This is a genomic window from Kaistella solincola (genome assembly GCF_000812875.1).
GTDB lineage: Bacteria > Bacteroidota > Bacteroidia > Flavobacteriales > Weeksellaceae > Kaistella > Kaistella solincola.
In genome coordinates, this window is the sequence record NZ_JSYK01000003.1 from 1,267,968 (window position 1) to 1,293,323 (window position 25,356).

The 25,356-nt window shown below is 39.2% G+C and carries 21 protein-coding genes; 10 read left to right on the forward strand and 11 right to left on the reverse strand.

Annotation, left to right across the window (positions count from 1 at the left end):
* Positions 1-11: 11 nt before the first annotated feature.
* The 3 genes from OA84_RS09935 (at position 12) to OA84_RS09945 (ending at position 4,317) form a co-directional block, all read left to right on the forward strand.
* Positions 12-716, forward strand: coding sequence for a DsbA family oxidoreductase (locus tag OA84_RS09935; RefSeq protein WP_039345454.1), 705 nt, complete (start codon positions 12-14; stop codon positions 714-716).
* A gap of 128 nt (positions 717-844) precedes the next feature.
* On the forward strand, positions 845-1,348 hold the full coding sequence (locus OA84_RS09940) for a GreA/GreB family elongation factor (RefSeq protein WP_039345457.1): 504 nt from the start codon (positions 845-847) through the stop codon (positions 1,346-1,348).
* A 152-nt stretch (positions 1,349-1,500) separates the two neighbouring features.
* Positions 1,501-4,317: an aminopeptidase gene (locus OA84_RS09945; RefSeq protein WP_052252172.1), complete on the forward strand. Its 2,817-nt coding sequence runs from the start codon at positions 1,501-1,503 to the stop codon at positions 4,315-4,317.
* A gap of 49 nt (positions 4,318-4,366) precedes the next feature.
* Here OA84_RS09945 and OA84_RS09950 read toward each other — a convergent pair whose 3' ends face one another.
* Positions 4,367-5,146 carry a T9SS type A sorting domain-containing protein gene (locus OA84_RS09950; RefSeq protein ID WP_039345460.1) on the reverse strand — a complete coding sequence of 260 codons (780 nt, stop codon included), beginning with the start codon at positions 5,144-5,146 and terminating at the stop codon, positions 4,367-4,369.
* Positions 5,147-5,418: 272 nt separating this feature from the next.
* On the opposite strand from OA84_RS09950, the gene OA84_RS09955 reads away from it, so the two are divergent.
* A complete protein-coding gene (locus OA84_RS09955; RefSeq protein WP_039346054.1) occupies positions 5,419-8,604 on the forward strand; it encodes a hypothetical protein in 3,186 nt (1,061 codons plus the stop codon).
* 20 nt (positions 8,605-8,624) lie between these two features.
* Here OA84_RS09955 and OA84_RS09960 read toward each other — a convergent pair whose 3' ends face one another.
* Entirely contained in the window at positions 8,625-9,821 is a 1,197-nt protein-coding gene (locus OA84_RS09960) for an exo-beta-N-acetylmuramidase NamZ family protein (RefSeq protein WP_039346060.1), read from the reverse strand.
* Between the two features lie 4 nt (positions 9,822-9,825).
* On the opposite strand from OA84_RS09960, the gene OA84_RS09965 reads away from it, so the two are divergent.
* Positions 9,826-11,055, forward strand: a complete 1,230-nt coding sequence (locus tag OA84_RS09965) for an ABC transporter permease (RefSeq protein WP_039345464.1) — start codon at positions 9,826-9,828, stop codon at positions 11,053-11,055.
* A gap of 73 nt (positions 11,056-11,128) precedes the next feature.
* On the forward strand, positions 11,129-12,109 hold the full coding sequence (locus OA84_RS09970) for a PLP-dependent cysteine synthase family protein (protein WP_039345469.1): 981 nt from the start codon (positions 11,129-11,131) through the stop codon (positions 12,107-12,109).
* Positions 12,110-12,254: 145 nt separating this feature from the next.
* Here the strand turns inward: OA84_RS09970 and OA84_RS09975 are convergent, their stop codons facing one another.
* From OA84_RS09975 to OA84_RS09990, 4 genes are read right to left on the reverse strand one after another with little or no spacing between them, the layout of a single operon-like run.
* Positions 12,255-13,559 carry a glycosyltransferase family protein gene (locus OA84_RS09975; protein ID WP_039345471.1) on the reverse strand — a complete coding sequence of 435 codons (1,305 nt, stop codon included), beginning with the start codon at positions 13,557-13,559 and terminating at the stop codon, positions 12,255-12,257.
* A 42-nt stretch (positions 13,560-13,601) separates the two neighbouring features.
* A complete protein-coding gene (locus tag OA84_RS09980) occupies positions 13,602-16,184 on the reverse strand; it encodes a YfhO family protein (RefSeq protein ID WP_039345474.1) in 2,583 nt (860 codons plus the stop codon).
* A 46-nt stretch (positions 16,185-16,230) separates the two neighbouring features.
* Entirely contained in the window at positions 16,231-16,449 is a 219-nt protein-coding gene (locus OA84_RS09985; protein WP_039345477.1) for a hypothetical protein, read from the reverse strand.
* Between the two features lie 52 nt (positions 16,450-16,501).
* Complete coding sequence (locus OA84_RS09990; protein ID WP_039345479.1) at positions 16,502-17,572, reverse strand: DUF6263 family protein; 1,071 nt, start codon at positions 17,570-17,572, stop codon at positions 16,502-16,504.
* Positions 17,573-17,876: 304 nt separating this feature from the next.
* On the opposite strand from OA84_RS09990, the gene OA84_RS10000 reads away from it, so the two are divergent.
* Together OA84_RS10000 and OA84_RS10005 are read left to right on the forward strand one after the other, a co-directional pair.
* Entirely contained in the window at positions 17,877-19,895 is a 2,019-nt protein-coding gene (locus tag OA84_RS10000; RefSeq protein ID WP_039345484.1) for a M3 family metallopeptidase, read from the forward strand.
* A 36-nt stretch (positions 19,896-19,931) separates the two neighbouring features.
* Positions 19,932-20,393: a hypothetical protein gene (locus OA84_RS10005; RefSeq protein ID WP_039345487.1), complete on the forward strand. Its 462-nt coding sequence runs from the start codon at positions 19,932-19,934 to the stop codon at positions 20,391-20,393.
* 3 nt (positions 20,394-20,396) lie between these two features.
* Here the strand turns inward: OA84_RS10005 and OA84_RS10010 are convergent, their stop codons facing one another.
* On the reverse strand, positions 20,397-21,443 hold the full coding sequence (locus OA84_RS10010; RefSeq protein WP_039345489.1) for a lysylphosphatidylglycerol synthase transmembrane domain-containing protein: 1,047 nt from the start codon (positions 21,441-21,443) through the stop codon (positions 20,397-20,399).
* Between the two features lie 17 nt (positions 21,444-21,460).
* Positions 21,461-21,811, reverse strand: coding sequence for an aspartate 1-decarboxylase (gene panD / locus OA84_RS10015; RefSeq protein ID WP_039345493.1), 351 nt, complete (start codon positions 21,809-21,811; stop codon positions 21,461-21,463).
* 393 nt (positions 21,812-22,204) lie between these two features.
* Here panD and OA84_RS10020 point away from each other — a divergent pair, with 393 nt between their 5' ends.
* Positions 22,205-22,510: an HU family DNA-binding protein gene (locus tag OA84_RS10020; protein ID WP_039345494.1), complete on the forward strand. Its 306-nt coding sequence runs from the start codon at positions 22,205-22,207 to the stop codon at positions 22,508-22,510.
* A 50-nt stretch (positions 22,511-22,560) separates the two neighbouring features.
* Here OA84_RS10020 and pdxH read toward each other — a convergent pair whose 3' ends face one another.
* Positions 22,561-23,205 (reverse strand): pyridoxamine 5'-phosphate oxidase, encoded by a 645-nt coding sequence (gene pdxH / locus OA84_RS10025; RefSeq protein WP_039346062.1) that lies wholly within the window; start codon positions 23,203-23,205, stop codon positions 22,561-22,563.
* A gap of 52 nt (positions 23,206-23,257) precedes the next feature.
* On the opposite strand from pdxH, the gene OA84_RS10030 reads away from it, so the two are divergent.
* The gene (locus OA84_RS10030; RefSeq protein ID WP_039346064.1) at positions 23,258-23,806 is read left to right on the forward strand and encodes a YqgE/AlgH family protein; all 549 of its coding nucleotides are present in this window, start codon (positions 23,258-23,260) and stop codon (positions 23,804-23,806) included.
* A 134-nt stretch (positions 23,807-23,940) separates the two neighbouring features.
* Here the strand turns inward: OA84_RS10030 and OA84_RS10035 are convergent, their stop codons facing one another.
* Both OA84_RS10035 and OA84_RS10040 read right to left on the reverse strand, forming a co-directional pair.
* Positions 23,941-24,744 carry an aminotransferase class IV gene (locus OA84_RS10035; RefSeq protein ID WP_052252173.1) on the reverse strand — a complete coding sequence of 268 codons (804 nt, stop codon included), beginning with the start codon at positions 24,742-24,744 and terminating at the stop codon, positions 23,941-23,943.
* Between the two features lie 72 nt (positions 24,745-24,816).
* Complete coding sequence (locus OA84_RS10040; RefSeq protein ID WP_039345497.1) at positions 24,817-25,203, reverse strand: START-like domain-containing protein; 387 nt, start codon at positions 25,201-25,203, stop codon at positions 24,817-24,819.
* Positions 25,204-25,356: the final 153 nt, after the last annotated feature.

Consider the following 25,356-nt stretch of genomic DNA (forward strand, 5'->3'; position numbering starts at 1 on the left):
ATACAAAAGTTATGAAAGTAGATATTTGGAGCGACATTAGATGTCCCTTTTGTTATGTTGGTAAAAAGAATTTTGAAAACGCTTTGGAAAATTTTCCGAACAGAGAAAATATTGAAGTTACGTGGCACAGTTTTCAGCTCGATCCGAACTTGAAAACACAGCCTGAAAAAAATTCGCTTGATTATTTTTCTGAAGCCAAAGGTGTTTCTAAAGACCGAGCGCAAGAAATGCACGCACATGTTTCCAAAGCCGGAAAAGATGCCGGAATAACATTCAATTTCGATGATCAGAAAGTGGCAAATTCTTACCGCGCGCACTTATTAGTGAAACTTGCGGAAAGTAAAGGTTTAGCAAATGAAGCTGAAGAAGCGCTTTTTAAAGCACAACTGGTTGACGGAAAAAATATTGATGATGAAGCCACTTTAATTGAAATCGGTAAATCTTTGTCTTTTACGGAAGATGAAATTAAAGCCGCACTTTCTTCCGATGAATTCGGTCACGCGGTGGCGCAGGATATGCTGCAGGCGCGCCAAATGGGAATCAGCGGCGTGCCGTTTTTCGTTATTAATGACAAATACGGTGTTTCCGGCGCACAGCCAACACCGGTTTTTGCTGAGGTTTTAGAAAAATCGTGGCAGGAATTTGCAGAAGGCGACAAAGGTTTGAAAATCATTCACGAAGGTGAAAGTTGTGACACCGACGGAAACTGTGACTAAAATTTTCCGCGCTAAAATTTAATTTAATAAAACGTCTGAAACATTTCAGGCGTTTTTTGTTTTTTTGCTGCTTTTAGGGCAAATTTTTTGGAAAGGAAGTTGCATTCATTTCGCGGAAAATAATTACCATGAGCCGAGGTTTTGTAAAAGAAGATGATCAGGAAGAAGTTCCTTTAGTTCCTCCCAGAGCGGATTTGCCCGCCGGAACCGAAAATTTCGTCACCGAGAACGGAATGAGGGAGCTTTTAGCAGAAAAGGAAAATCTGCTCGCCGAGCAGGAAAAATTAGACGCGTCGCAGGAGAAAGAATACCGAATTGCCGTCAATCATATCAATGCGAAACTACAGCTGCTGAACGAAAGAATCGCATCAGCGAAAATCATCGATCCAAAAAAATTACCGCAGGACGAGGTGCATTTTGGCGCGGTGGTCACTTTTAAAAATTCCGCGAACTATTCCAAACAGACTTTTCAGATCGTTGGTGTTGATGAAGCCAATGTTTCCAAAGGTAAAATATCATCCATTACGCCTTTAGCAAAAGCGTTAATGCACAAAAAAGTTGGCGAAAAAGCAACATTAAAATTAAAGGACAAAGAAAATATTTTCGATATTTTAGAGATAAAATACATTTAGGCGCTGAAATTGCGTTTAGAATTTCGCTTTTTTATTTTTGAAGTAAAGTCTTTTTCAAAACGAAAAAAAACACTCATTTTGAGGCAAATTTTTGAAATCAAAAGCACGGTCACTTTAAAAAAAACATCGTTATATTTGACGCACTTTTGAAAATGAAAAGATATTTCTTTGCTTCTTTTTTCCTGATTTTTTTTACTGAAGTCTTCGCGCAGCAGGACAGCATTTCTATTTCTGCCACAGTTTCCGCAGATCAAAAAGAAATGTACGTGGAGCAAACTTTGGTGTATTATAATACCACTGATGTTCCGCAGGATAAAATAAAACTCCTGAACTGGAGCGCCGCTTATAAAAACCGCGACACGCCGCTGCTGAAACGCACGATGGAAGACCGAAAAAATGACCTTTATTTTGCCCAAAAATCTGAACTGGCGTCTGTAGAAAACCTGAAAATTAACCTGGACGGCAATTCGCTGGAACCGAATTCGCGACAGGAAAATATTTTCATTGCTTTAGACCAAACTTTACAGCCCGGCGAAAGCAAAAAACTGACTTTAAATTATAAAATAAACCTGCCGAATCCGCAGTTTACAGGTTATGGCACACTGTACGACGACACGCATTTCAAATATTTTTTCGTGGTTCCGGACGGTTTCGAAGATGAAAACCAAACGCCGAAATATTACCGCGGCATCGAAGAAAACCAAAGTCCCGGAAATTACTGGAAAGTTCAGTTTAATTTGCCCGCGGAGGTGAATGTAAAAAGCAATCTAACGCAGGAAAACGCCACCACTTTTAGCGGAAACCTGCCTGTAGACCCGGAATTTTTTCTGTCTAAAAGTGCCACAGATTTGCTGATGACCGAAATTGACGGACAGCATATTACGGTTCAGCTGGGTTATACTTTGCCGGAAGATAAAAAAAAGGCGTTGGAATTTTTCCTGCCTTTGCACCTAAAATTCATTAAAAATAAAATCGGTTTTTTGCCGGATAAGCTTTTCATCAGTGAAAAATTTCGCCAGGAGGAAAATTTTGTCGGCATAGATGATATTAATTTTTGGAAATTTAATTTTCAGCTATTCACCGATTACGAGAAAACCGACCTCGCCTATTTCAGTGTAATTTCTAAAGCCGTAATGCTGAATGCAGCAAAATTTGAAAAAAATGATGATCACTGGTTAAGCAACGGTTTGAAAACTTACCTCGAAATCCAGTATTTACACCAATATTATAAGGATAGAAAACTGCTTGGCGACTTGCCGGAAAATGCAAAAATATTGGGCATTAAGCCGTTAAAATTTTTCCACGCTTCGGAACTGAAACTTACTGAAAGATACGGACTTGCGTACCAATATATGGTGACGCAAAATCTGGATCAGAAAATTGGTGAAGAATTTGCGAACCTCAGCAACTTCAATGCGACAGCGATCAGCCATTTCGAAACCGGAAGTCTATTTTCTTTTCTGGCGGAAAAAATGGGTCACGAACACTTTGCTCAGTTTTTACAGAACTATTTGGCAGAAAACAGAGGAAAACACGTGGACAAGCAGGTTTTTCTGGATAAACTTACTTTAGCTTCTGGATATTCTGCGGACTATCTGGATGAATTCATCAAGCATAAAAACCGTGTAAATTTCCGCTTAAAAAGGTACCGTAAAATTGGTGAAGATTTTCAGGTTAAAATTTCGAAAAACACGGTAATGACCATTCCGTTTAAAATAGAAACCGAAGAAAAATCGGGCACCAGCAAGACTTTTTGGTTTGATACTGACGATACAAGGAAAACCGTTCAGTACAATATTCCGCAGTCTAATGCCGAAAAAATCATTATTAACGACGATTATATTTTCCCTGAAAAAAACTTCCGCGACAATTATCTGTACACCAAAGGCGTTTTCGCAAACACCAAGAAAATTAAATTAAAGCTGCTGAAAGACATTCCGAATCCGGAATTCAATGAAATATATATTACTCCGCGCTTGAATTTCAATGCTTATGACAAAGTTTTGTTTGGTTTAAATATAAAAAATACCTCGTTATTTCCGCGAAAATTTGCGTATTCCTTTACACCATATTTCAGCTCCGGCACCGGACAGTTAGCGGGTTCCAGCAGCGTTGGTTATTCCTTTCAGCCCGCGGAATCTTTTTACCGAAGTCTGGATTTGGGAGTTTATGCCTCGCATTTTCACTATGATTACGATTTAACTTACCGGAAATTAGGGGCCTTTGCAAACCTGAATTTTGCGAGAGATCCGCGCGCGGAAATCCGAAGAGATGCCGCGTTTTCTTACACGTATCTCGAAAAAGATTTAGATCCGAATAAATCGAATGACACCGAATATTCTAAATATAATTTATGGAACGTTGGATACGCTTTTTCGGACCGTAGTCTTATTAATGAAAAGTATTTCAGCACCGGTGTGCAGTGGATGGAAGATTTTCAGAAAATCACCACCGAAGTTTCCTACCGGTACGAATATGCAAAAGACAAAAAGATAAGTTTGCGCTTTTTCGGTGGAGTTTTCCTGTCGAACAATACCAAAAACAGCCTTTTTGACTACGGAATTTCGCGTGTTTCCAACTACGCCTTTTCTTACGGTTTGCTCGGGCAAAGTGCTACGACGGGCGTTCTGGCGCAACAACTCATCATCGCGGAAGGCGGTTTTAAATCTTATATCGGCACAACAGCAAACCAGTGGATTACCACGGTAAATTCCGATACACACGTGTGGCGCTGGTTTAATGTTTATGCGGACGCGGGCGTTTATAAAAACAAGTTTGAAAGCGCGAAATTCATTTGGGATTCGGGAATAAAATTAAAGGTTATTCCGGATTTTCTTGAGGTTTATTTCCCAATCCAAAGTTCGCTGGGTTTTGAACCGGCTTTTAAAGATTACGGCAAAAGAATCCGTTTTACGCTCAGCCTGAATATTTCAGCAATCACGAGTTATCTGCGTCGCGGCTGGTTTTAAACAAAAAAAGCGGCTCCGAAGAACCGCATTATTGATTAAAAAATAGTGTTTAGTTTTTAATTGCTTTTCGGCTTACTTTAGCAGTACCGTTATCCACAGTTACAATATACATCCCCTTCTTTAAAGAAGATGTATTGATGGAATCACCGCTGTTTACCCTGTTTGAACTCATCAATCTTCCTTCAACACTATAAATATTTACGGTTGCTTTTTCAGGAAGAATCACAGTTAAAGCGCTACCAAGATTGGTGTTCATTTTAATTTGCTTGTCAAAAGCAGAAATATCAGCAACAGCTAAATCTTTTTTGTTCATTACAGAAAAATCATCAAATAGCGCTAAGGTTGCACCATTGTATGCCCTCACCGCAACATCTAAGCTGGTGGCGTTTGGTCCTGCTACCATTTCGGCTGTATATTTTGTCCATACTGACGCGTTAGCAAGAAAGCCGTTATTGGTTCTAAAAGCGTCGGTATCAGCGTTAGTAGTAGTATAAACAGGTGCCCCACTTGCATCTTTATAAACGCTCCATAATCTGGTATCAGTCCCATCACCTGCCGATTTATACCAAAAAGAAATTACATAGGTTTCACCCGCCGTTACAGGCACATTTTGGAAAAAGCCAGTTGTAGCTGTTGCTCCATTGTAACTTGCAGAATTAGTGCCGCTATGCGCATCTGTTGTATTGATTGCAGGTGCCGTATAGGAAGATGTAGTTCCGGCAGCCCAAGGTGATAAACCAGTTTCAAAACCGGGATTGGACAGAAGTTCCTGAGAAAACACAGTTGCTGTGATAGCAACCACACTTAAAAGAGTAAAGATTTTTTTCATAATAAAAAATTTAAGGTTAAAATTTACAAACCGAATTTAAGAAATTTTCCGGAATTATATTTTCTTTGAACAAAATTTAACGTTCACAGCATCAATAATTTTAATTTTCATAAAACATGCAGAATATTTACAGAATTAGCAAAGCATTATCTTTTTAGTGAGTGCTGAACCGTTTACAATTTTAGCCGCAGTTTTTCGTTATTTTTACACTTTGTTTGCGCACTTTGATTAAAAAATTACTTGCTTTTTCCGCCTTTTTTTTCGCTTTTTACCTGCTGAATGCGCAAATTTTTTCGTGGACCAATCCCAATATTCCGGAGGATTCTTTAAAAAAAGACTCCATTTTGGCGGCAAAAATTAACAAAGATATTTTCTCAAAAGATACTTTAGACTTCATCCGTTTGCCGAGTAAAACCATTGTTGATGAAGGCGTAATCGTAAAAAACGCCAAATCACAAACGCTGGGCGACCTCAATTCGAAAGGATCAATAATCCGAGGAATTACTTTCGGAAATAATCAGGGACAAAGCGTGCAAAGTTCCATGGATCTTCAGATTTCCGGCAGACTTTCACCGGACGTCACAATTTTAGCATCGATTTCTGATCATAATTTGCCGGTTCAGGCAGATGGTTACACGCAAACTTTGGAAGAATTCGACAAAGTTTATATGCAGCTGAACATCAAAGAAAATTCAATTTTACGCGCCGGACATTTAGATTTGGTCGATGATCAGACTTTTTTTGGTCGCTACCAAAGGCGGAGCATGGGTTTGCAGTTCGAAACGTCATTTGGAAAGGAAAATAAAACCTTTGTGGAATCTTCTGCGGGCGTGGCGCGAAGCGAATTTCATCGCGTACGTTTTGAAGGAATTGAAGGAAACCAGGGTCCGTATCGCTTGAACGGCAAAAACGGCGAGCAGTTCATCACCATTATTTCCGGCTCGGAGCAGGTTTTTATTGACGGAATTTCGATGAAGCGAGGTGAAAGTCTGGATTATGTCATCAATTACAACACCGGCGAAATTACGTTTACCAGTTTTCGGCCGATCTTGCGCCAGAATTTTATCACGATTTCCTATAATTACACGAACCGGAATTATACACGTTTTCTGGTTACCGGCGGCGTTCAGCATCAGCGTGAAAAATTGAAAATTGGCTTAAACTGGTTTCTGGAAAATGATAATAAAAATGCGCCCTTAGCTTTAAATTTATCCAAAGAAGATGAAAAAATCCTAGCAAATGCCGGCAATAATCCGGAACTTATGTATGCGCCTTCCGGAACGGTTTCCGAATACGATGTTAATAAAATCCTGTATGCTTTAAGACAGAATTCTACCGGCAATTATTATGAATTTTCTACAGATGAAGCGCAGACTTTATATCAGGTTTCGTTCACCAGTTTTGGCGATAATAACGGTGATTACCGCATAAAGCAAACCACGAATAACGGACGCGTATTTGAATATGTGGGACCGCAAAACGGTAATTACCGCGCGGTTCGGAAGTTGCCGGCGCCACAAAAATCTCAGGTTTTTTCTACCAATGCAGAATTTCTTCTGAACGACGGGAAAGTTGGCGCAGATTTTTCGCTGAGCAATTTTGACGTTAATCTTTTCTCCAGCAAAAATTCGGAAAAAAACCTCGGTTTTGCCGGCAGAATTTTTGGTTTTAAAACTTTCACAAAAAATACATGGAAAGGAACGCCGAGTTTTGAATATCAACACATCAGCTCGCAGTTTCATATTCTGGACCGCATCAATGATGTGGAATTCTCGCGCGATTTCAACTTAGCGCAGGAATTCAACCAGATCACACAAAACAGACTAATTTTCAGTTTTTTAAACCAATGGAAAAACAACTCTTTTCTAAATTACCAACTAAATTATCTAAAGGAAAAAAATTCTTACCAAGGCGTAAAAAATGATTTGGATTTCGGTTTTTTGAAAAAAAACATTAAAACAACAGGTAAAATTTCTTACCTCGACACGAAATCTGTATTTCAGGACACCCAATTTCTACGCGGCGGCGCCGAAACAGAATATCTCGGTAAGAAAGGGAGCTGGACTTTAGGCGCCGGAATGGAGCACAATTTGAAAAAATTTAATCAAACTGAGTTGCTGGATGTTACGAGTTTTCGCTGGAAGGAAATTTTTCTACAAAAGAAAATTGGCGATTCCGCGCGACTGAAACTTTTAAGCAAAATTTACCTTCGCGATAATGATTCGGTGCGTGATAACCGTTTGGAAAACAGCAACCGAATTTTAGGTTTTCTTGCAGAAAGTCAGCTCATTAAAAATGAAAATTCCACACTGACGGCGCTTGTTCATTATCGGAAATTTTTCAATCAGCAAAAAAATTACAATAGCCAAAATAACCAAGATTTTGTGCTTGGAAACCTCACTTATCAGCAGCAATTATTCAATAATGGCATGCGTTTTCAGGCTTTTTACGAACTGGGAAATGGCCAGGAAGCGCAGCGAGAATTTCAGTATATTAAAGTGACCGACGCGCAGGGAATTTACAAATGGACAGATTATAATGGCGATGGAATTCAGCAACTTGATGAGTTTGAAATCGCGGAATATGCTGATTTGGCGCAGTATATCCGCGTTTACACGAACACTGTAAAATATGTTCCATCGAATAAAAATAAATTACAGCTCGCGCTTTTTGTGAATCCGGCGGTGGTTTTTAATTCTGAAAATCAGTTTCTGAAACGCTGGAATTTCAACATTTCATTAAACTCGCAAAACTCTTATCTGAAAAGAGAAAAAGTTGTGGTTTTCAATCCGTTTGAAAATAATGAAAATCAAATTTTGAAAAATCAAAATATTCTGGCGTCGGTGCAGTTTAATCAAACCGAAAAATCGGGCTGGAACGGAAATTACCGTTTTATCGACAATACCAATTTAATCAACGCAAATTTCAGCAATGAAGAGCGCAGCCAGACTTCGCATTTCGCAAATATTGGGCATTTCTTCGGCAAAAATTTGCGGTTAGAATGGGAAAATTCTTTACATCAAATCCAGAATTCGTCCGAACTTTTTTCGACCAGAAATTACCAGCTTCGAAATTTAGAAAGCAGACCGAAAGCAATTTATAAATTTACTGATGCAATTCAGGCTGAAATATCTTCCGCTTTTCGTCAGAAAAAACGGCTTGACGGTCCGGAATTTTTAAAAACTTTAGATTTAACCGGCGGTTTGCAGTGGGAAAGACGAAAAACTTCTGTGCGCGGAAATTTTTCTTTTATCGATAACGAATTCACCGGAAATAATTTTTCAATCGTTGGAAATCAAATGCTCGACGGTTTAAAACCCGGAAAAAACCAGGTTTGGTCGCTATTTTTACAACAGGCAGTGAATTCATTTATTCAGCTGAATGTAAATTATGAAGGACGAAATTCGGGTGAGCGCACCATTCACATCGGTTCCATGCAGGTGAAAGCCAGCTTTTAGATTTGTGAAAAATTCGCCGCTTAATCAGCATAAATTACATATTTAGCCCTGATTTTCTGAAAAGCATCAAGGTCGCTTTTCCAGCTTTCTTTAATTTCCGCCGAGGTTTTTCCGGCGATAATTTGCTTTCTAAGCTGATCTGTTCCGGCAAGTTTATCGAAAAAAAGATTTTTCAGAAAGAAGTCCTGCTGCGGATTTTTGTAGTTTTTATAAGATTCGAGAAGCCAATCCAAATTGATCATCCGCAAATTTGTATTAGTTTCCGAAAGATTTCTGCCGTAGCATAATTTACCGTTCAGAAAAGGATCTTTTGCGCCAGCGGAAGGTTTGGGAGTAAATGTAAAAGGGAAATTTTTGGTCCATGGAGAGCCGAAAATCTGAAAAGGCAAATTGGTGCCGCGACCTACGGAAACTTGCGTGCCTTCGAAAAAGCATAAACTTGGATAAAGATTTATTGCGCGGGAATTCGGCAAATTTGGTGAAGGTTGTGCGGAAATTTCATAGCGCTGCGTTTTATGGTAACGCTGCATCGGGATCAGCGTGTATTTCGCCTGAATGCCTTTTGTTAACCACTTTTCACCGTTTACCATTTTACCATATTCACCAATTGTTAAACCGTAGACCACGGGAATTGGATGCATGCCGACAAAACTTAGCCATTGTGGCTTTAAAACCGGCCCGTCAACATAACCGTCATGCGGATTTGGTCGATCCAGAACCAAAACTTCAACATTATTTTCCGCGGCGGCTTCCATCACCAAAGTTAAAGTTGAAATGTAGGTGTAAAAGCGAACGCCTACGTCCTGAATGTCAAAAATAATGATGTCAAGTCCTTTCACCTGCGCCGCAGTTGGTTTTTTATTGCTCCCGTACAGTGAAATTATCGGAATTCCGGTTTTAACGTCAACGCCATTTTTTACATGTTCTCCAGCATCAGCATCTCCTCGGAAACCGTGTTCGGGCGCAAAAATTGACTGTATTTTGACCGAATTTTTTACCAAAAAATCTACGAGAAAAGTGCCGTCGCTTAAAAGTCCGGTTTGATTGGTGACCAACGCCACGGTTTTATTTTTAAGCAAAGGAAAGTATAATTCGGGCCGGTCGGCGCCGGTTTTAAAGCAGTTTTTATCAATGTTTTGCGCAAAACCCATCTGGCAAAAACCAAAATAAATTAGCATAGTCAGAAGTAAATCTTTAATTTTGGTCTTTAAAATCATTTGCTTGAAATTTCCGTTATATTTCTCTAAAAAAATTGCTTTTTCCAAAGATAACAAAAATAATCTCTCACGGGTTATTGTCTTTATTGGTCGCCTTTCTGTAGCACTTGGCGTGATTGTTTCGCTCATTACCGTGTCAACAGGACTGGGTTCAAAAAAAGCGATTAAAGAAAGGATGGCAGATTTTTCCGGGCATATTTCCATAAAATCCAAGCAGTCTAATAATTCTTATAATTCCTCGGTTTTAAGCACCGAAGGTTTACAGGTCCCGAAAATCAAAGGTTTACCAGATGTCGCCGCAACGCAAAAATATGTAGCAGCGAGTGGAATTTTCCGCAACGAACACAATTTTGCCGGAATTATTTTTAAAGGTGTCGGTAAAGATTTTGACAGTGCGCGGTTTCGTAAATTTCTGGTTGCCGGACATACGCCAAAAATCACCGAAAAAGGTTTTAATAACGGAATTTGTATTTCTGCAAAAATTGCAAACGACCTGCATCTGAATGTAAAAGACAGCATTGTCGCTATTTTTTCAAAAGAAAACCAAAGTCCACTTTACCGGAAATTTGAAGTGGTCGGAATTTATAAAACGGATATCAAGCAAATCGATGATATTTTCGTGATTGGCGGCATTAACCATGCGCGGAAAATTCAAGGAATGACACAGAAGGAAGTTGGTGGAATTGATGTTTTTCTGAAGGACATCAACGACATCGACCAGGACGCACCAAAAATTGACAAACTTGTCGGTTATAAAAACTACACGGTAAAAGCCACTGAAGAATATCCGCAAATCATGGATTTCATTGCGATTTTTGATATGAACATTGCTTTAATCATCATCATTATGCTGATTGTAGTCATCATCAACATCATTATGGTGCTTCTCATTTTAATTATCGAACGCACGAACTCCATCGGAATGCTGAAAACTTTGGGCGCAACGAACGGACAAATACGCACCATTTTCATTAATTACACTTTGCTTATAATGGTTCCTGGACTTTTGATCGGAAATATTATTGGAATTGGCTTTTTGCTGATTCAGAAATATTTCGGCGTAATCACCTTAAATCCGGAAAATTACTATTTAAGCGTGGTTCCGGTGGAACTCAACATTTTTTACATCCTCATGATTTCCGCCGGTATTCTTGTAGTTTCCGGTATTTCACTGGTTTTACCGAGTTATCTCATCAGCAAAATCTCGCCGGTAAAAGCCATTAAATACAATTAAAATTTTAAGTTATATCTTTGCAAACCCTTAATTATAGCTGTTATAATTGCGGAATTAATACGCAAAAAACCATATGAAATACGCAGAAAATATATTAGAAACGATAGGAAATACGCCGCTTGTAAAACTGAATAAAGTGCTTGGTGACGACTTTCCAGCACTTGTTTTAGCAAAAGTGGAAACCTTCAATCCCGGAAATTCTGTTAAAGACAGAATGGCGCTGAAAATGATTGAAGACGCGGAAAAAGACGGCCGCCTAAAACCAGGTGGAACGATCATCGAAGGAACTTCCGGAAATACTGGAATGGGCCTTGCGCTCGCAGCAATCGTAAAAGGTTACAAATGTATTTTTGTAACCAATTCCAAACAGTCCAAAGAAAAAAATGACATTTTAAAAGCCGTTGGTGCCGAAGTTATCGTGTGTCCAACCGATGTTACACCTGAAGATCCACGATCCTATTACAGCGTTTCAAAACGCCTTGGCGAAGAAACTGAAAATGGCTGGTACGTCAACCAATATGATAATTTATCAAACCGCGTGGCGCATTACGAAACTACAGCGCCGGAAATTTGGGAACAAACAGAAGGAAAACTCACGCATTTCGTTGCGGGTGCCGGAACTGGCGGTACGGTAACAGGTTGTGGACAGTTTTTCAAAGAGAAAAATCCGGACATCAAAATCATTGGAATTGATACTTACGGTTCCATTTTGAAAGAATATCACGAAACCGGCGAATTTCACCCGGAAAAAGCGCATTCTTACGTTACAGAGGGAATTGGCGAAGATATTATTCCGCTTAATTATGACATGTCGGTTATCGATCATTTTGAAAAAGTAACCGATAAAGACGGTGCGGTTTTCGCAAGAAAACTGGCCAAAGAAGAAGGTATTTTCTGCGGATATTCCGCGGGTAGCGCAATTGCGGCTTTGTTGCAGATGAAAGACCAGTTTACTAAAGACGATGTAGTGGTGGTTTTACTGCACGATCACGGTTCGCGTTACGTCGGGAAAATCTACAACGACGAATGGATGAAAGGAATGGGTTGGTTATAATATTTGGCGTGCCCTACACAAAAAAAGAGCAAAATTTCATTTTGCTCTTTTTTTTGTTCCGGTCGGTCTTCGGCTCCCAATCTTTGTTCCTTGGCGCGGCGGCTTCGCCGCCGCGCCAAGGAACAAAGGATTTCCGCCTACGCCCTCACGCGTTAATTGCTAAAATTTCGCTCAGTTGTTTCGTTAAATTTTTCCGGGCAAATTGACCAATATTTTGTGTTTTAGCCACAGCATTTCCACTTTGCCACCCGTTAAATTTTTCAAGCAGAAAACTTTTCAAGCGCGCAGTTTCGTCGTAAGTGAAATGTTCACCGGCATTCGTTTCCAGCAGAATTTTTTTCACATCGCTGTCTTTCGGACCGAAGGACAGAATCTGGTTTCCCGTCGCCAGATATTCGAAAATTTTTCCCGGAATTATGCCTTTCGACTGCTCGTCAGGGAAATTGGTAATCAGCAGTAAATCTGAATTCTGCATTTCCTCATTCGCGACGCCGTGCGAGAGATAACCCAAATTTTTAACCAAATTTTTGAGGTTAGAAGACTCAATTTTTTCTAAAATTTTCGCATCAATTCTGCCGACAAAACGCAGCTCAAAATTCTGCTTGAATTCTTCATTTTCGTTTCTCAATTCCTCCAAAACTTTCCACAAGATTTCGGGATTTCGAAGCTGTTCCAAAACTCCAATATAGCTTAAAGTAAATTTGGAATTTTTTGCCTTTTTAACCGATAATTTTTCCTCTAAATCTCGGTCAAAACCATTGGTAATGCAGAAGGCATTCGCACCATTTTTCCGGAAATTTTCCACATCAGAAAAGCTGGTGGCTAAGGTAATATCTGCATTTTGAAAAACCTGTCTTTCCAGATCGCGGTGCTTTTCGTCCGCGCTTTTGCTTAATTTCAAATGTTTGTAATAAGAAATTTCGGTCCAGGGATCGCGAAAATCAGCAAGCCATTTTAAAGCCGGAAATTCTTTCTTCAGTTCCAAACCAATTAAGTGCATGGAATGCGGCGGACCGGTGGTTACAAATGCATCAAAATGATTATCCTGAAGATATTTTTTTAGAAATTTTGCCGACGGTTTCACCCAGAATTTCCGCGCATCCGGAATGAAAAAATTACCGCGAACCCAGATGGAAAGTTTGGATTTCCAAGATTGGTTATTGCCAACATCAAATTGGCCGGCTTTAAACTTTTTGTTGTCTTTCCCGAAAAATTCAGCAATTTGGTACGGCTCCCAGATTTTGATTTTGATGATTTCAAGATCTTTTGAAACTTCGTTTTCCAAAGATTCATCAACAATTGGGTAACTTGGATTTTCCGGAATAAAAACCGTGGGTTTCCAACCGAAATCTGGTAAATATTTCACGAATTTCAACCAACGCTGCACGCCCGGTCCGCCTGCGGGCGGCCAGTAGTAAGTGATGATTAATATTTTTCTTGGTGAATCCATTTATTAAAACGAAAAAAATTGCCGTTAAAACGGCAAATAATTTTAAACTGAAATTTCTTGCTCTTCTACCACAGAATTTTTTGCGGCAGCTTTTTTACGAAACAGCCAATATAAACCGAGTCCGCTTAAAAGCAAAAATATACCAAACGCGATCAGCGACACGATTTTTCCGGCCTCGATAACATCCGGTGCAAAAACCATTTTCACGGTGTGATTTCCCGCCGGAACGTGCACTGCGCGCAGTAAATAATTCGCTTTGATGTACGGAACTTCTTTACCATCAATGCTTATTTTCCAGCCTTTCGGGTAATAAATTTCCGAGAAAACAGCTAATTGAGGTGTTTTTGATTGTGTTTTAAATTCCAGCTCATCCGCCTGATAATTGGTTAATTTTAAAAACGCGGTAGAATCTGCCTGAAGCGGTTTTCCGTTAAAATAAGCTTTGTCAGCACTTGAAACGACAGCAATTTTTTTTGTGTCGATTTCACCAATTTGTGCAATTTCTTCGTTAGGTGAATTCACGAATTTAATATCAGAAACAAACCAAGCATTTCCGTTTGCATCCGGATTCGTAACGACTTCAGGTTTTTCTGTATTGCCGAAAATGAGATATTTCGTGTTCAGCATATTCAGAATTCGCGGAACTTTTACCGTATCCATTTTTCCGAAATATTCATTAATTAAATCGTCGTATCGTCTCAGTTTCACCGCGTGATAACCGCCGACCGAAGATTTGAAGTACGAAGTATTCGTTTCACCAAACGCACCTAAAGTCTGGTTGTAAATGCGGTAATGCGACTGGTCTTTTTCCGCAATTGTTTCCAGCGTTTTGTTGACATTTACATTGTTTAAAAGCGAGACCAAATTAGCATTTTCACCAACTTTCTGCATTAAAATATCGGAGCTTTCAGTTTGGAAAGGATTTTCGGTAAAGGCTTTGTCGATGAAATTATCGTTGTTCAGGTATCTCTTGTTGACGCTCCACAGATCAAAAAAGCTCACCAAACCAATCACGATCAGCGCGACGTTTTGAGAAATTTTGTGCTTTAAGCTCAGAAAAAGTACGGTTGCTGTAATGGCGACAAAAATTAGCGCTTTAATTGCATCTGCAGCGAACATTTTAAAGCGTTCATCAACCAGAAATTCTAAAAGATATGGCGGTAAATAGGTTTTTTCCGTATCGGTATAAAAACCCAAAATTGGTTTTCCGAAAACGAGTAATAGCAAAGTAATTCCTAAAAAAATGCCGCTTACAACAAGCAAAATTTTCTTTTTGTATTCAAAGGTCAGCGAACTTTCGTTTGCAATTTCTGCAGTTTCTTTGGAATTGAAAAAGCGGTATAAACCTACAATTGCAATCAGCGGAAACAGCAGTTCTACTACTACCAAAATTGAACTTGGTGCGCGGAATTTATTATAAAACGGAACGAAATCAATGAAGAAATCTGAAACCGGCATAAAATTGCTGCCCCACGCCAAAAGCACGGTCAAAACCGAGGCGCCCAAAATCCAGTATCGGTATTTTTTCCAGCCGAAGAAAAAACCAAGAACCGCAAGAAAACACACGACGGCGCCTTGATACGCCGGACCGGAAGTTCCAGGCTGTTCGCCCCAATAGGTCAGCGAGCCAAAACCTTTCCCGATCTGATCCATTTCCTGCTGCGAGGTCACATTTTCCTGAATAAGCTGCTGTACTTTTGCCATCATTTCATCAGAACCGGCTTCGTTGCTCGCGCCGCCCATTAATCTTGGGATAAAGAGATTCAGCGTTTCCAGTTTTCCGTAGCTCCACATCAGCATACTTTCCTTGTCCATGCCGGTTTTGTCGTCGGAATGTCGTTCGTTGTTTAAAATTTGTTTTCCGCGCACCGTTTCGGTAATGTATTCGGAATTCGCCATAATTCGCTGCGAATTCATGCCGACACCTAAGACAAAAGCAAGCGCTAAAATCCCGGTTGAAATTCCAAAATGTTTCCAGTCGGTTTTTCCCTGAAAAGCACGGATTAGTTCAGAAATAAACAAAAATGCGAGCGCGATAAAAAGGTAAAAAGTCATTTGCGGGTGATTGGCCGCAATCTGCAAGCCCATAAAAAGCGCGGTCACGATAAATCCGACCACATATTTTTTCCGGATATAAACCAGTAAAATTCCGGCTAAAAGCGGCGCAAAATACGCAACAGTATGGATTTTTCCGTTATGTCCGGCAGCAAGTGCGATATAAAAATAAGTGGATAAACCGAAAAAAGTGGCGCCTAAAAGGGCATATTTCCAGTTTCGTACGGCAACCATTCCCAAAAGAAAAAAGCCAGAAAAAAGAAGGAAAATATAGTTGGCTGGCTTTGGTAAAAAATTCAGAAAATTATCGATATTTTTAATGATATCACCCCGGAACTGCGAGCCCATTTGGTAAGTCGGCATTCCGCCAAACATCGAGTCGCTCCAGTAGGTTTCTTTGCTATTTTGCGCGCGGTAATCCAGCAGTTCTTTCGCGCCGCCTTTGTACTGCACGATGTCGTGCTGAAAAAGCTGCTTGCCTGTAAGCACCGGATTTGCGTAAATCACCGCTAGAAGCACGAACAGCACCAGAGAGCCGAGGATGAAAATTAAATTTCTGTTTTTTACCATTTTAAACTTTATTATTCTGAAAAACCCTTTGACATTTGTCAAAGGATTATTTTGGTTTTTTCTCTTCTACTTCTTCGTAATCTACAGTTTCTGCGTCCCAGGTAATCTTGGAATCCAGCTTTTTCTTTGACTTTTCCTGCCTTTTTTCCTGCGGATTTTGCGGTTTTGGGAATTTAAAAACTGCAGTGAAGAATATCCGTTTTAAAATATTCCAAACAAAAAAAATGACAACCGTAGTCAGAATTAATTCTAAAATAAATTTCATTTAGTCTATACTATTGAATGTGAAAAACGAAAAAATTTGCTGTTTTAGCGGCTTATTTTCCCGGATTAACCACCACTGTTGAGTTTGATACTGATTTCATCGTTTGCGACTGTTTACCATCGGAAAGCGTTTCGGACTGCGAAGTTTTCACGCTGATGTTTTGGTTTTTTACCCAGCCCGTATTTTGGTCAAGCGTAATGGTACCGTTTTGCGAAAGTTCCGATGACATGCTGCGCGTAATTCCCTGCTGCGTCTGTTTATCGGATTTTTTTGGAATTCCGCCAGAAACACCGATTTGCGCGACACCGTTCGCGACATTTTTCAAAACGTAAGTCGTTACCAGCTTAATTTTTCCGTCCGGCGTTGCGTTTTCACTTTCCGTCCATTTTTCACCGATCTTTACGCCTTTTTCCGGGATTAAAACCAGGTTTTTCGCTATTTGATCTTTCAGGCTTTTTTCATTGAAACTTTGTTTAAAGCTGCTCAGGAACGCAGTTTTTGCTTTTGCGTCTTTAATGGTGCTTCCGACCGCTGCAGAAATTTTGTTGTAAATAGCATCAAAACCTGTGATAGAAACCACTTTTCCGGTTTCAGTCATCTTCAGATTCAGCTTGTTGCCAACCAAAGCTTTATTCACTTTCCACATCATTTTCAGCTGCTCATCTTTCGGTTCAGCCTGCTTGGTATCCACGGAAACCGATTTCCCATTTGCGGACTGGGAATTTCGTTTACCAACAAGGTTGATGGAAATATCATAAACTCCGTCTTTAAAATCATTTACGGTGAAAGACATTTCATCTGTCATTTCGCTTGTTCCGCTTTGCGATTTTCCGTCCGGCGCCGTCATGGTCTGCACATCTTTTTGGTAGGTTTTCAGCGGATAAGTCTCGCCTTTTTCCAGTTTAAAAGTTTGCTTGTAGACACCTGCGGTTTCAAAAATTGCCGGAGCAGAATTTGCTGTATTTGATTGCGCAACGGCGGTAGAATCGTTTGCGTTTCCTACCGGAACTTCAACAGTCACGCTTTTTCCGGTTTCAGGATCGATTTTCGTAACTGTTTTGGTTTCTTTTTTACAGGAAAGCAGCGCTATAGAAAGTAGGGCAAGAGCCGTAAATTTTTTCATTAAATAAATTTTCTGTTTTAAATTTTATTCCAAATGCTTTGTTTTTTGCGGAATAAGGCACAAATTTAAGGTAATTATTTCTGATGCTTTCAAAGATTATCAATATTTTAACAGTGTTTGGAATTATTAAAAAAAAGTGCCGGAAAGCACCGAAAAAAATGTTAGTGATTTTCATTTTACAAAAATGCATTTACCAAATTGAAAAAAAAGCCGGTTTTAGCACCGAATTTTTTCAGCGCTTTCATCCAAAAAAAATGTTTTGGTCAGAATTCCGTAAATTTAGCCTTCAAATTTTTACAATAAAATGACAAATCCACTTTTACAACCGTTCGACACTAAATATAATGCTGCACCTTTTGATGAAATTAAGGAAGAACATTTTCTACCGGCTTTTCGAGAATTAATTAAAATTTCTGAAGAGGAAATTAATGAAATAGTTGACAATTCCGACGAAGCAACTTTTGAAAACGTCATTGAAGCTTTGGCTTTTTCCGGACAAAAATTGGATGTTGTTTCGGCCATTTTTTTCAATTTAAATTCTGCGGAAACCAACGATGAAATCCAGAAAATCGCTCAGGAAGTTTCGCCACTTTTAACCGAATTTTCGACTAAAATTTCGCAAAACGAAAAGCTTTTCGAAAAAATAAAAAAGGTTTTCGAAGAAAAAGAAAAATACAATCTGAACGAAGAGCAGCAAATGCTTTTGAACGAAACGTACAAAGGTTTCGTGAGAAGCGGGGCTTTGTTGAACGATGAAGAAAAGGAGAAATTTAAAAATATCAGCATCGAACTTTCGAAAAAATCGCTGCAATTTGGGCAAAATGTTTTGGCGGAAACCAATAATTATTTTAAGCACATCACCGATGAAAAAATGCTTGCCGGTATTCCGGAGCCGATTTTAGCGCAATACCGTGAAGATGCGAAAGAGCGAAATCTCGACGGATTTGTGGTGACTTTGCAATATCCGAGCTTTTTACCGCTGATGACTTACGCCGAAAACCGCGATTTGCGCAGAGAATTGGCGCTGGCAAACGGAAAAAAAAGTTTCCAGAAAAATGAATTCGATAATCAGGATCTGATTAAAGATTTGATTTCTTTAAAACAGGAAAAGGCGAAACTTTTGGGTTACGCAAATTATGCAGATTTTGTTTTGGAAGAACGCATGGCGAAATCGCCGACGCAGGTTCGCTCTTTTCTGAACGAACTTTTAGAAAAAGCAAAACCGTTTGCCGTTAAAGAAATCGAAGAACTTAAAAAACTTGCAAAAGCTGATGGAGTTGAGGAAATGCAAAGTTACGATCACGCTTTTTATGCGGAAAAGCTGAGAAAACAAAAATTCGACATCGATGATGAAGAACTGAAACCATATTTTCAGCTGGAAAAAGTTCAGGACTCAGTTTTCAGTTTGGCGAAGAAACTTTTCGGCTTGGAATTTAAAGAAACCACCGAAATTCAGAAATATCATCCTGAGGTAAAAACTTATGAAATCTTCGAAGGCGAAAATTTCAAAGCACTACTCTACGCCGACTATTTCCCGCGGAAAGGCAAGCGCGCAGGCGCCTGGATGACGAGTTTTAAAAACCAGTTCATTAAAAATGGTGAAAATCACCGTCCGCATATTTCTGTGGTTTGTAATTTTTCAAAACCGAATTCTGAAACGCCGAGTCTGTTAACTTTTCAGGAAGTCACGACACTTTTTCATGAATTCGGACACGCTATGCATGGCGTTTTAGCGAACACCGCTTATCCAAATCTTTCTGGAACTTCGGTAAAATGGGATTTTGTGGAATTGCCTTCGCAGTTTCTGGAAAATTACTGCTATGAGCCGGAATTTTTACAAACTTTTGCAAAACATTATGAAACCGGGGAAGTTTTACCCAACGAAAAAATTCAGAAAATATCAGAATCGAAGAATTTTATGGAAGGTTACCAGACCTTGAGACAGATCGGTTTCGGAATTTTGGATATGAGTTATCACTCCAATCTGGAGAAAATTGGAGACATCAAAACTTTCGAAGTTGAAGAAACAAAAGCGACAAATCTTTACCCAAGTAACCCGGAAACTGCAATGAGCACGAGTTTTTCACATATATTTCAAGGCGGATATTCGGCCGGATACTATTCCTACAAATGGGCAGAGGTTTTGGATGCGGACGCTTTTCAATATTTTAAAGAAAACGGCATTTTTAACCCGGAAATTTCTGCGAAATATAAAATTCTGCTGTCGTCGGGCGGCACAAAAGATCCGATGGAATTGTATAGAGATTTCCGTGGAAGCGAACCGAAGGTCGAAAGTTTACTAAAAAGAGCCTTCGGAGCTTGAAATTTTTAGCAGTTTATTAGTTTAAAAATCAAAATTATGGAAACCAATTTTTATATGCGCAACCTTCAAAAAGTTTTATTTGTTGCGCGCGAATTGCATAAACGAGGATTTGAGAATTTGAGAATTGTTCCGTCTTTGTCTCCTTCCGGACTTTCCTGGCGGTGTTCTTTCATCACCATTGTTAACCGCGAAGAAATGAATGTTTTTGCTTCGTTGTGGTTACAATCGAATTATGAGTACCAAAACAAGGAAATAGAATTAAACATCGAAGAATTAACGGACGATTTCATGAAAAAAGAAAGAAATTTTCTGGAAAATTGTCGCGGTAAAAATGAAGAGTACGTGAAATGGTTCGCAAACATTCTTCAAAAACTGGAACCTGAAGAACTGCCGTATGCTTTTGCTGATTATTTTTCACCAACCAGCTATTGGAAAACTTCTCTGGGAAACCAAATTGACACTATTCCTGGTGAGGAAAAATATTATTTCGGGTATTAAAATTTAAAAATTTTGGTTTTTTACCGCCTTATTTCTTGCTTTTGCCAGGATCGGAATGGAAACCGCGCCTAAAACCAACATCAGCACGAGTTGCATAGTGTGCGAAATAAAAGCGTAAGAAAGCCCGATTTCACCGCCTTCTTCAGGGTTTTTTCCCATCGAAAGAAACAGCGCCATTATACCGAATTTTAAAGCTAAATGAAAAGCGCCAATTCCGCCAGAAGCCGGGACCATCATTCCCAAAGTGCCGACAACGATGATGAAAAAGCCGTCAGCGAAAGTGAAATTCGAAGTTTCTGGCAAAGCGAAGCAAACCAAATAAGCTGCGAGATAATAGCAAACCCAAATTCCGACGGTATATGCTAAAAATTTAGCTTTTTGCTTCATTTTAAATATCGAAGTCAGGCCATGGAAAATTCCTGTGATGAAATCAACAATTTTTTGGTAGATCGCGAATTGTGCTAATTTTTTTCGAAGAAAAATCGCTAAAATTATTAAAACTAAAATTGCAGCACCAAAAACAATTAAAGAAAAATTCCCCTTTGTTTCGGCATTTTTTCCCTTTTCTGCTGTGACGTAGGAGTAGAACGCTAAAATTGCTTTGTATTTAAAAATAAGTGTAAGCCCAAGAAAAACCAGCATGCACATCAAATCGATGACGCGCTCCAAAATGATGGTTCCGAAAGATTTGTCGACTGGCACTTTTTCAACCCCGAAAAGCGCCGTGGAACGCGCTACTTCACCACTTCGAGGAATGGTAAGGTTCATTAAATAACCGAAAGAAATCGTCCAGAATGAATTGGAAGTGGAAATGTTATAACCCATCGGTTCTAATAGCAAATTCCAGCGCACGGCGCGGAACCAGTAAGCTAAAACGCCAAAAATCGCGGCAACGAAAACCCAGAAATAGTTTGCTTTGGCGAAATAACCGGCTATTTTTTCGAATTCCATTCCTTTTAGCGCCCACCACATAAAAAGCGCTGCGATTGCAAGCGAAATGGCAATTGTTAAAAAAGTCTTTAAAAAGGGCGTTTTTTTTGAATTTTCCAAAAGAAAATAATCAGGAATTAAGTAAGGAGATTTGTTTTTTCGTCCGGGAAAATAATTTTCGGCTGAAAAGTTTTGGCTTCTTCGGGCGTCATCTGCGCGTAAGACATGATGATAATAATGTCATCTTTCTGCACGCGGCGCGCTGCCGGGCCATTTAAACAAATTTCACCGGATTTTCTTTTGCCTTTAATCGCATACGTGTCGAAACGTTCACCGTTGTTAACGTTTACAATATAAACGCGCTCTCCGACGATGATTCCGGAAGCATCCATCAAATCCTCATCGATGGTTACGCTGCCGATATAATTAAGGTCGGATTCGGTTACGCGGACGCGGTGAATCTTTGATTTAAAAATTTCAATTAACATGGCGCAAATTTAATTATTTTAAACAAAATAAAGTATATAATAATTTTTAGTTTTAAGTTTTTAGAGAATTTAATAAAATCGCTAATCAGTTTAATTATTTGTTTTTCAATTATTTAGCTTAAGTATTTAAAGACAGAAATTAAAAGCTGATTTTTGATAATTCATAATTATAATCAAAAAGCACCCAATTTCAATTAAATGGCGCCAGCAGTAGCTTTGGCATAATTATAGCACTCGGTAAGGCTCATTAATCAGGGAAAGTGGGTTTTTTAAGTTTATGTTAAAAATCCACTTTTGTTGAATTTTGATTAATTATTTCCAAAAAATTTGCGCAATATGAAAAAAGTTTTATATTTGCTATACAATCAAATTAACCCTAACTAATTTATTATTATGAACAAGTCTGAATTAATCGACGCTATTGCAAAGGACGCAAACATCACGAAAGTTGCAGCTAAAGCAGCTTTGGAATCATTTATCTCTAACGTTTCCAACACTTTAAAGCAAAAAGACGGTAAAGTTTCTTTAGTAGGCTTCGGAACTTTCTCAGTTGCAGAAAGAGCTGCAAGACAAGGTATTAACCCGGCTACTAAAAAACCAATCCAGATTGATGCAAAAAAAGTTGCAAAATTCAAAGCTGGTGCTGATTTAGCTGGTGCAGTTATGGAAGGAATGACTAGCGGAAAAAAGAAAAAATAATCGAAAAGATTAGCAAAAAAAATTTAAGTCCCGATTGCTCGGGACTTTTTTTATGGTGCTAAACGGCTGATTTTCCAGTCGAAATCATCGGTCAAATTATAAATCAACCTGTCGTGCAGGCGGTTTGGGCGTCCTTGCCAAAATTCAATTTCGTACGGTTTCGCGAGATATCCACCCCAGTTTTCGGGACGCGAGACCTCTCTATTTTCAAATTCGGTTTCCAGCGCTTTCAGTTTTGTTTCCAAAAATTCCCGGTTTGGGATCACCTGGCTTTGCGGTGAAACTACAGCGCCAAGTTGGCTGCCTTTCGGACGTGAATGGAAATATCCGTCGCTGAGATTTGGCGGCAATCTTTCTAAATTTGCTTTTATGATAATTTGTCTTTCCAGCGAAGGCCAGAAAAAATGCAGACACGCTTTATGCGTACTTTCAATCGCGTGACCTTTGCGGCTTTCGTAATTGGTATAAAAAATAAAACCTTCCCACGTATAAGCTTTTAACAGAACCATTCTGGTGCGTGGACAACCGTCTGTTTCTACGGTAGAAATCGCCATAGCATTCACTTCAGAAACCTGTGCATCTGCTTCTGCTTCGAGGAACCACGAGCGAAACTGCTCAATCGGACTCTCTTTTATCTGATCTTCCAAAAGTTCCGAACGGTCATAAATTTTTCTTTTATCGTGTAAGTTTTCCATTAAATTTTTATTACTTTTGATCAAAGGTTTTTTATTTGACCTAAAATTTCAGATGAATTATTCTTACAAAGGTAAAATTTTAATTTCCACTCCGGATATTTCGGGCGACATATTTTCCCGTTCTGTGGTCCTGATTATCGAGCACAACGAGCAAGGTGCATTCGGTTTAATTCTCAATAAAAAGAACGAAAATATGACCTCCAGGCTGCTGGATATTTTCGGTTTTCAGGTTTCGGTTTACGATGGCGGTCCGGTAGAAAACGATAAGATCTTTTTCATCTGCAAAGGTGAAAAAGTGACTGATACTTATTCGGAAATCACTGAAGAATTTTATCTCACCGAAGATATTGAGAACGTTGTTGCCGCGATGATTGATCTTCGTCTGCCGATCAACGATGTAAAAGTATTTTCCGGCTACACGGGCTGGGGAATGCAGCAGTTGGATGGTGAAATCCTGAGAAAAGTATGGACTCCAGTGGACGTTTATAACCTCGATTACACCTCACCGAACGACCAGAATCTCTGGAAAAACATCATGCAGAATTTGGGTGGCGAATATCTTTTGTGGGCAAACGCGCCGCAGGATGTTTCTATGAATTAAATTTCCGCCACATTTAACATAATTTTAATATTCGGTACATAGGAATATAAAAAGTTTTTGATTATCTTCGTGTCATTAAAGTCTTAAAGCCCGGTTACTGACCTTCTGAAGGTTGCTGACCGGGTTTGCCAATTTTAAGCGAAGCTTGCCGACCACGCCGAAACCATTTCGCTTAACCTGGTTTTTTCGAAAGTTTTATTACGGATTTTCATTACCGGAAAAATGCCTTTTTCGTCAGAAATAATGATGATCTCTTCCGCTTTCTGCGATTCAAAAGCAATCAGTTCCGCTTCTTCAATTACCGCAAGCTTATTTTGGTGAAGGAAAGTCACAAAACTTTCCATCAAAGGCGAAACAAAAGCACCTTCGCTCTGCTTCGGAATTTTAATGGTATTTCCTGTTAAAAAGAGTAGATTTCCAATCGTGGTGCGCGCAATTCTCTTGTTCGGATTCAGGAAAATAACGTCATCGAGCTCATTATCTGCCGCATAAACTTCAGCATAAATGTTTTCTGGCGAATGCACATGAATTCCGCTTAAAACATTCGTATTTACGCTGATTTCTTTAATCAAATCGATTTCAAAAGCGCGTTGCATTTCCAGAATATTTCGCGGCGAATCCACTTCAAAATAAAAAGAAATTTCGCGCTTAGAGAGCAAACTTTCCTGAGAATTACGGTACACGTGAAAATTAATAACGCCGTCAGAAATTCCTGCTTCAATTACCTTTTCTGCAAACAGATTCTGAAAAAATTCCAAAGTGTAGGAAAGCGGAATCGCCATACGCATTTTCCGCATCGAAGCCATCAGAAAAAAATAGCATTCTTCAGCCAGAACAATTTTCGAACGATGCACAAAAAACGAAACCCGCACCGAATCACCGTACAAAAATGCGCGGTTATTAATTTCCGCCGAATCAGAGTAAAAATATAATTTCAAAATTTTCAGGGTTTTTAGGGTAAAAAAATAATGAACGAAAATTCGTTCATCATGTTATCAGGCGTAAAAAAATTAGGACGCGCCTAATTTCAGTTTAAGATTTTCAATAAGATTTTCCCAGTACAGTCTGTTTTCCTCTTCGTCGCCGGCGTCGCAAAAATCCACGATATTCAGCGCTAAATCTTCGGTGATATCATCGATGACGATGGTCATTTCAAAATAATTTTTGGTGCCCTCATCCTCTTCCCAACGAAAACGCACAAAACTTTCCGGCTTATAACGAATAAGCGTTGCTTTCTCTTCCGGCCCGTTTCCCCAGCTGAAGAAAAAATCGTCTCCTTTTTCCTCCACATCATCTGCAAACCACTCCGAAAGTCCTTCCGCGCTCGCCATATATTCGTATAAAATCTCTGACTGGCAGTGCATTGGAAATTCATATTGCACCTTCGTTTTCGCCATATTACTACCTATTTTTAATGTGTCGCAATATATAAATTAATTTCTTATTACAGCAATTAAAATTTGTTCAAAACCATAAAAAATCAGGAGCAAGCCGGGCTGGTTTTCCTATTAAAAATCGTCCCGCTGTCCGCTATATCCCCGATGTTGGAG

Bases quoted from the DNA above. Each gene is read 5' to 3' on its own strand.
- OA84_RS10040 (WP_039345497.1), bottom strand. From the start codon at position 25,203: ATGGCGAAAACGAAGGTGCAATATGAATTTCCAATGCACTGCCAGTCA.
- OA84_RS09940 (WP_039345457.1), top strand. From the start codon at position 845: ATGAGCCGAGGTTTTGTAAAAGAAGATGATCAGGAAGAAGTTCCTTTA.
- OA84_RS09950 (WP_039345460.1), bottom strand. From the start codon at position 5,146: ATGAAAAAAATCTTTACTCTTTTAAGTGTGGTTGCTATCACAGCAACT.
- OA84_RS10020 (WP_039345494.1), top strand. From the start codon at position 22,205: ATGAACAAGTCTGAATTAATCGACGCTATTGCAAAGGACGCAAACATC.
- pdxH (WP_039346062.1), bottom strand. From the start codon at position 23,205: ATGGAAAACTTACACGATAAAAGAAAAATTTATGACCGTTCGGAACTT.
- OA84_RS09985 (WP_039345477.1), bottom strand. From the start codon at position 16,449: ATGAAATTTATTTTAGAATTAATTCTGACTACGGTTGTCATTTTTTTT.
- OA84_RS10030 (WP_039346064.1), top strand. From the start codon at position 23,258: ATGAATTATTCTTACAAAGGTAAAATTTTAATTTCCACTCCGGATATT.
- OA84_RS09945 (WP_052252172.1), top strand. From the start codon at position 1,501: ATGAAAAGATATTTCTTTGCTTCTTTTTTCCTGATTTTTTTTACTGAA.
- OA84_RS09935 (WP_039345454.1), top strand. From the start codon at position 12: ATGAAAGTAGATATTTGGAGCGACATTAGATGTCCCTTTTGTTATGTT.
- panD (WP_039345493.1), bottom strand. From the start codon at position 21,811: ATGTTAATTGAAATTTTTAAATCAAAGATTCACCGCGTCCGCGTAACC.
- OA84_RS09980 (WP_039345474.1), bottom strand. From the start codon at position 16,184: ATGGTAAAAAACAGAAATTTAATTTTCATCCTCGGCTCTCTGGTGCTG.
- OA84_RS10005 (WP_039345487.1), top strand. From the start codon at position 19,932: ATGGAAACCAATTTTTATATGCGCAACCTTCAAAAAGTTTTATTTGTT.
- OA84_RS09970 (WP_039345469.1), top strand. From the start codon at position 11,129: ATGAAATACGCAGAAAATATATTAGAAACGATAGGAAATACGCCGCTT.
- OA84_RS09990 (WP_039345479.1), bottom strand. From the start codon at position 17,572: ATGAAAAAATTTACGGCTCTTGCCCTACTTTCTATAGCGCTGCTTTCC.
- OA84_RS10000 (WP_039345484.1), top strand. From the start codon at position 17,877: ATGACAAATCCACTTTTACAACCGTTCGACACTAAATATAATGCTGCA.
- OA84_RS09960 (WP_039346060.1), bottom strand. From the start codon at position 9,821: ATGATTTTAAAGACCAAAATTAAAGATTTACTTCTGACTATGCTAATT.
- OA84_RS09975 (WP_039345471.1), bottom strand. From the start codon at position 13,559: ATGGATTCACCAAGAAAAATATTAATCATCACTTACTACTGGCCGCCC.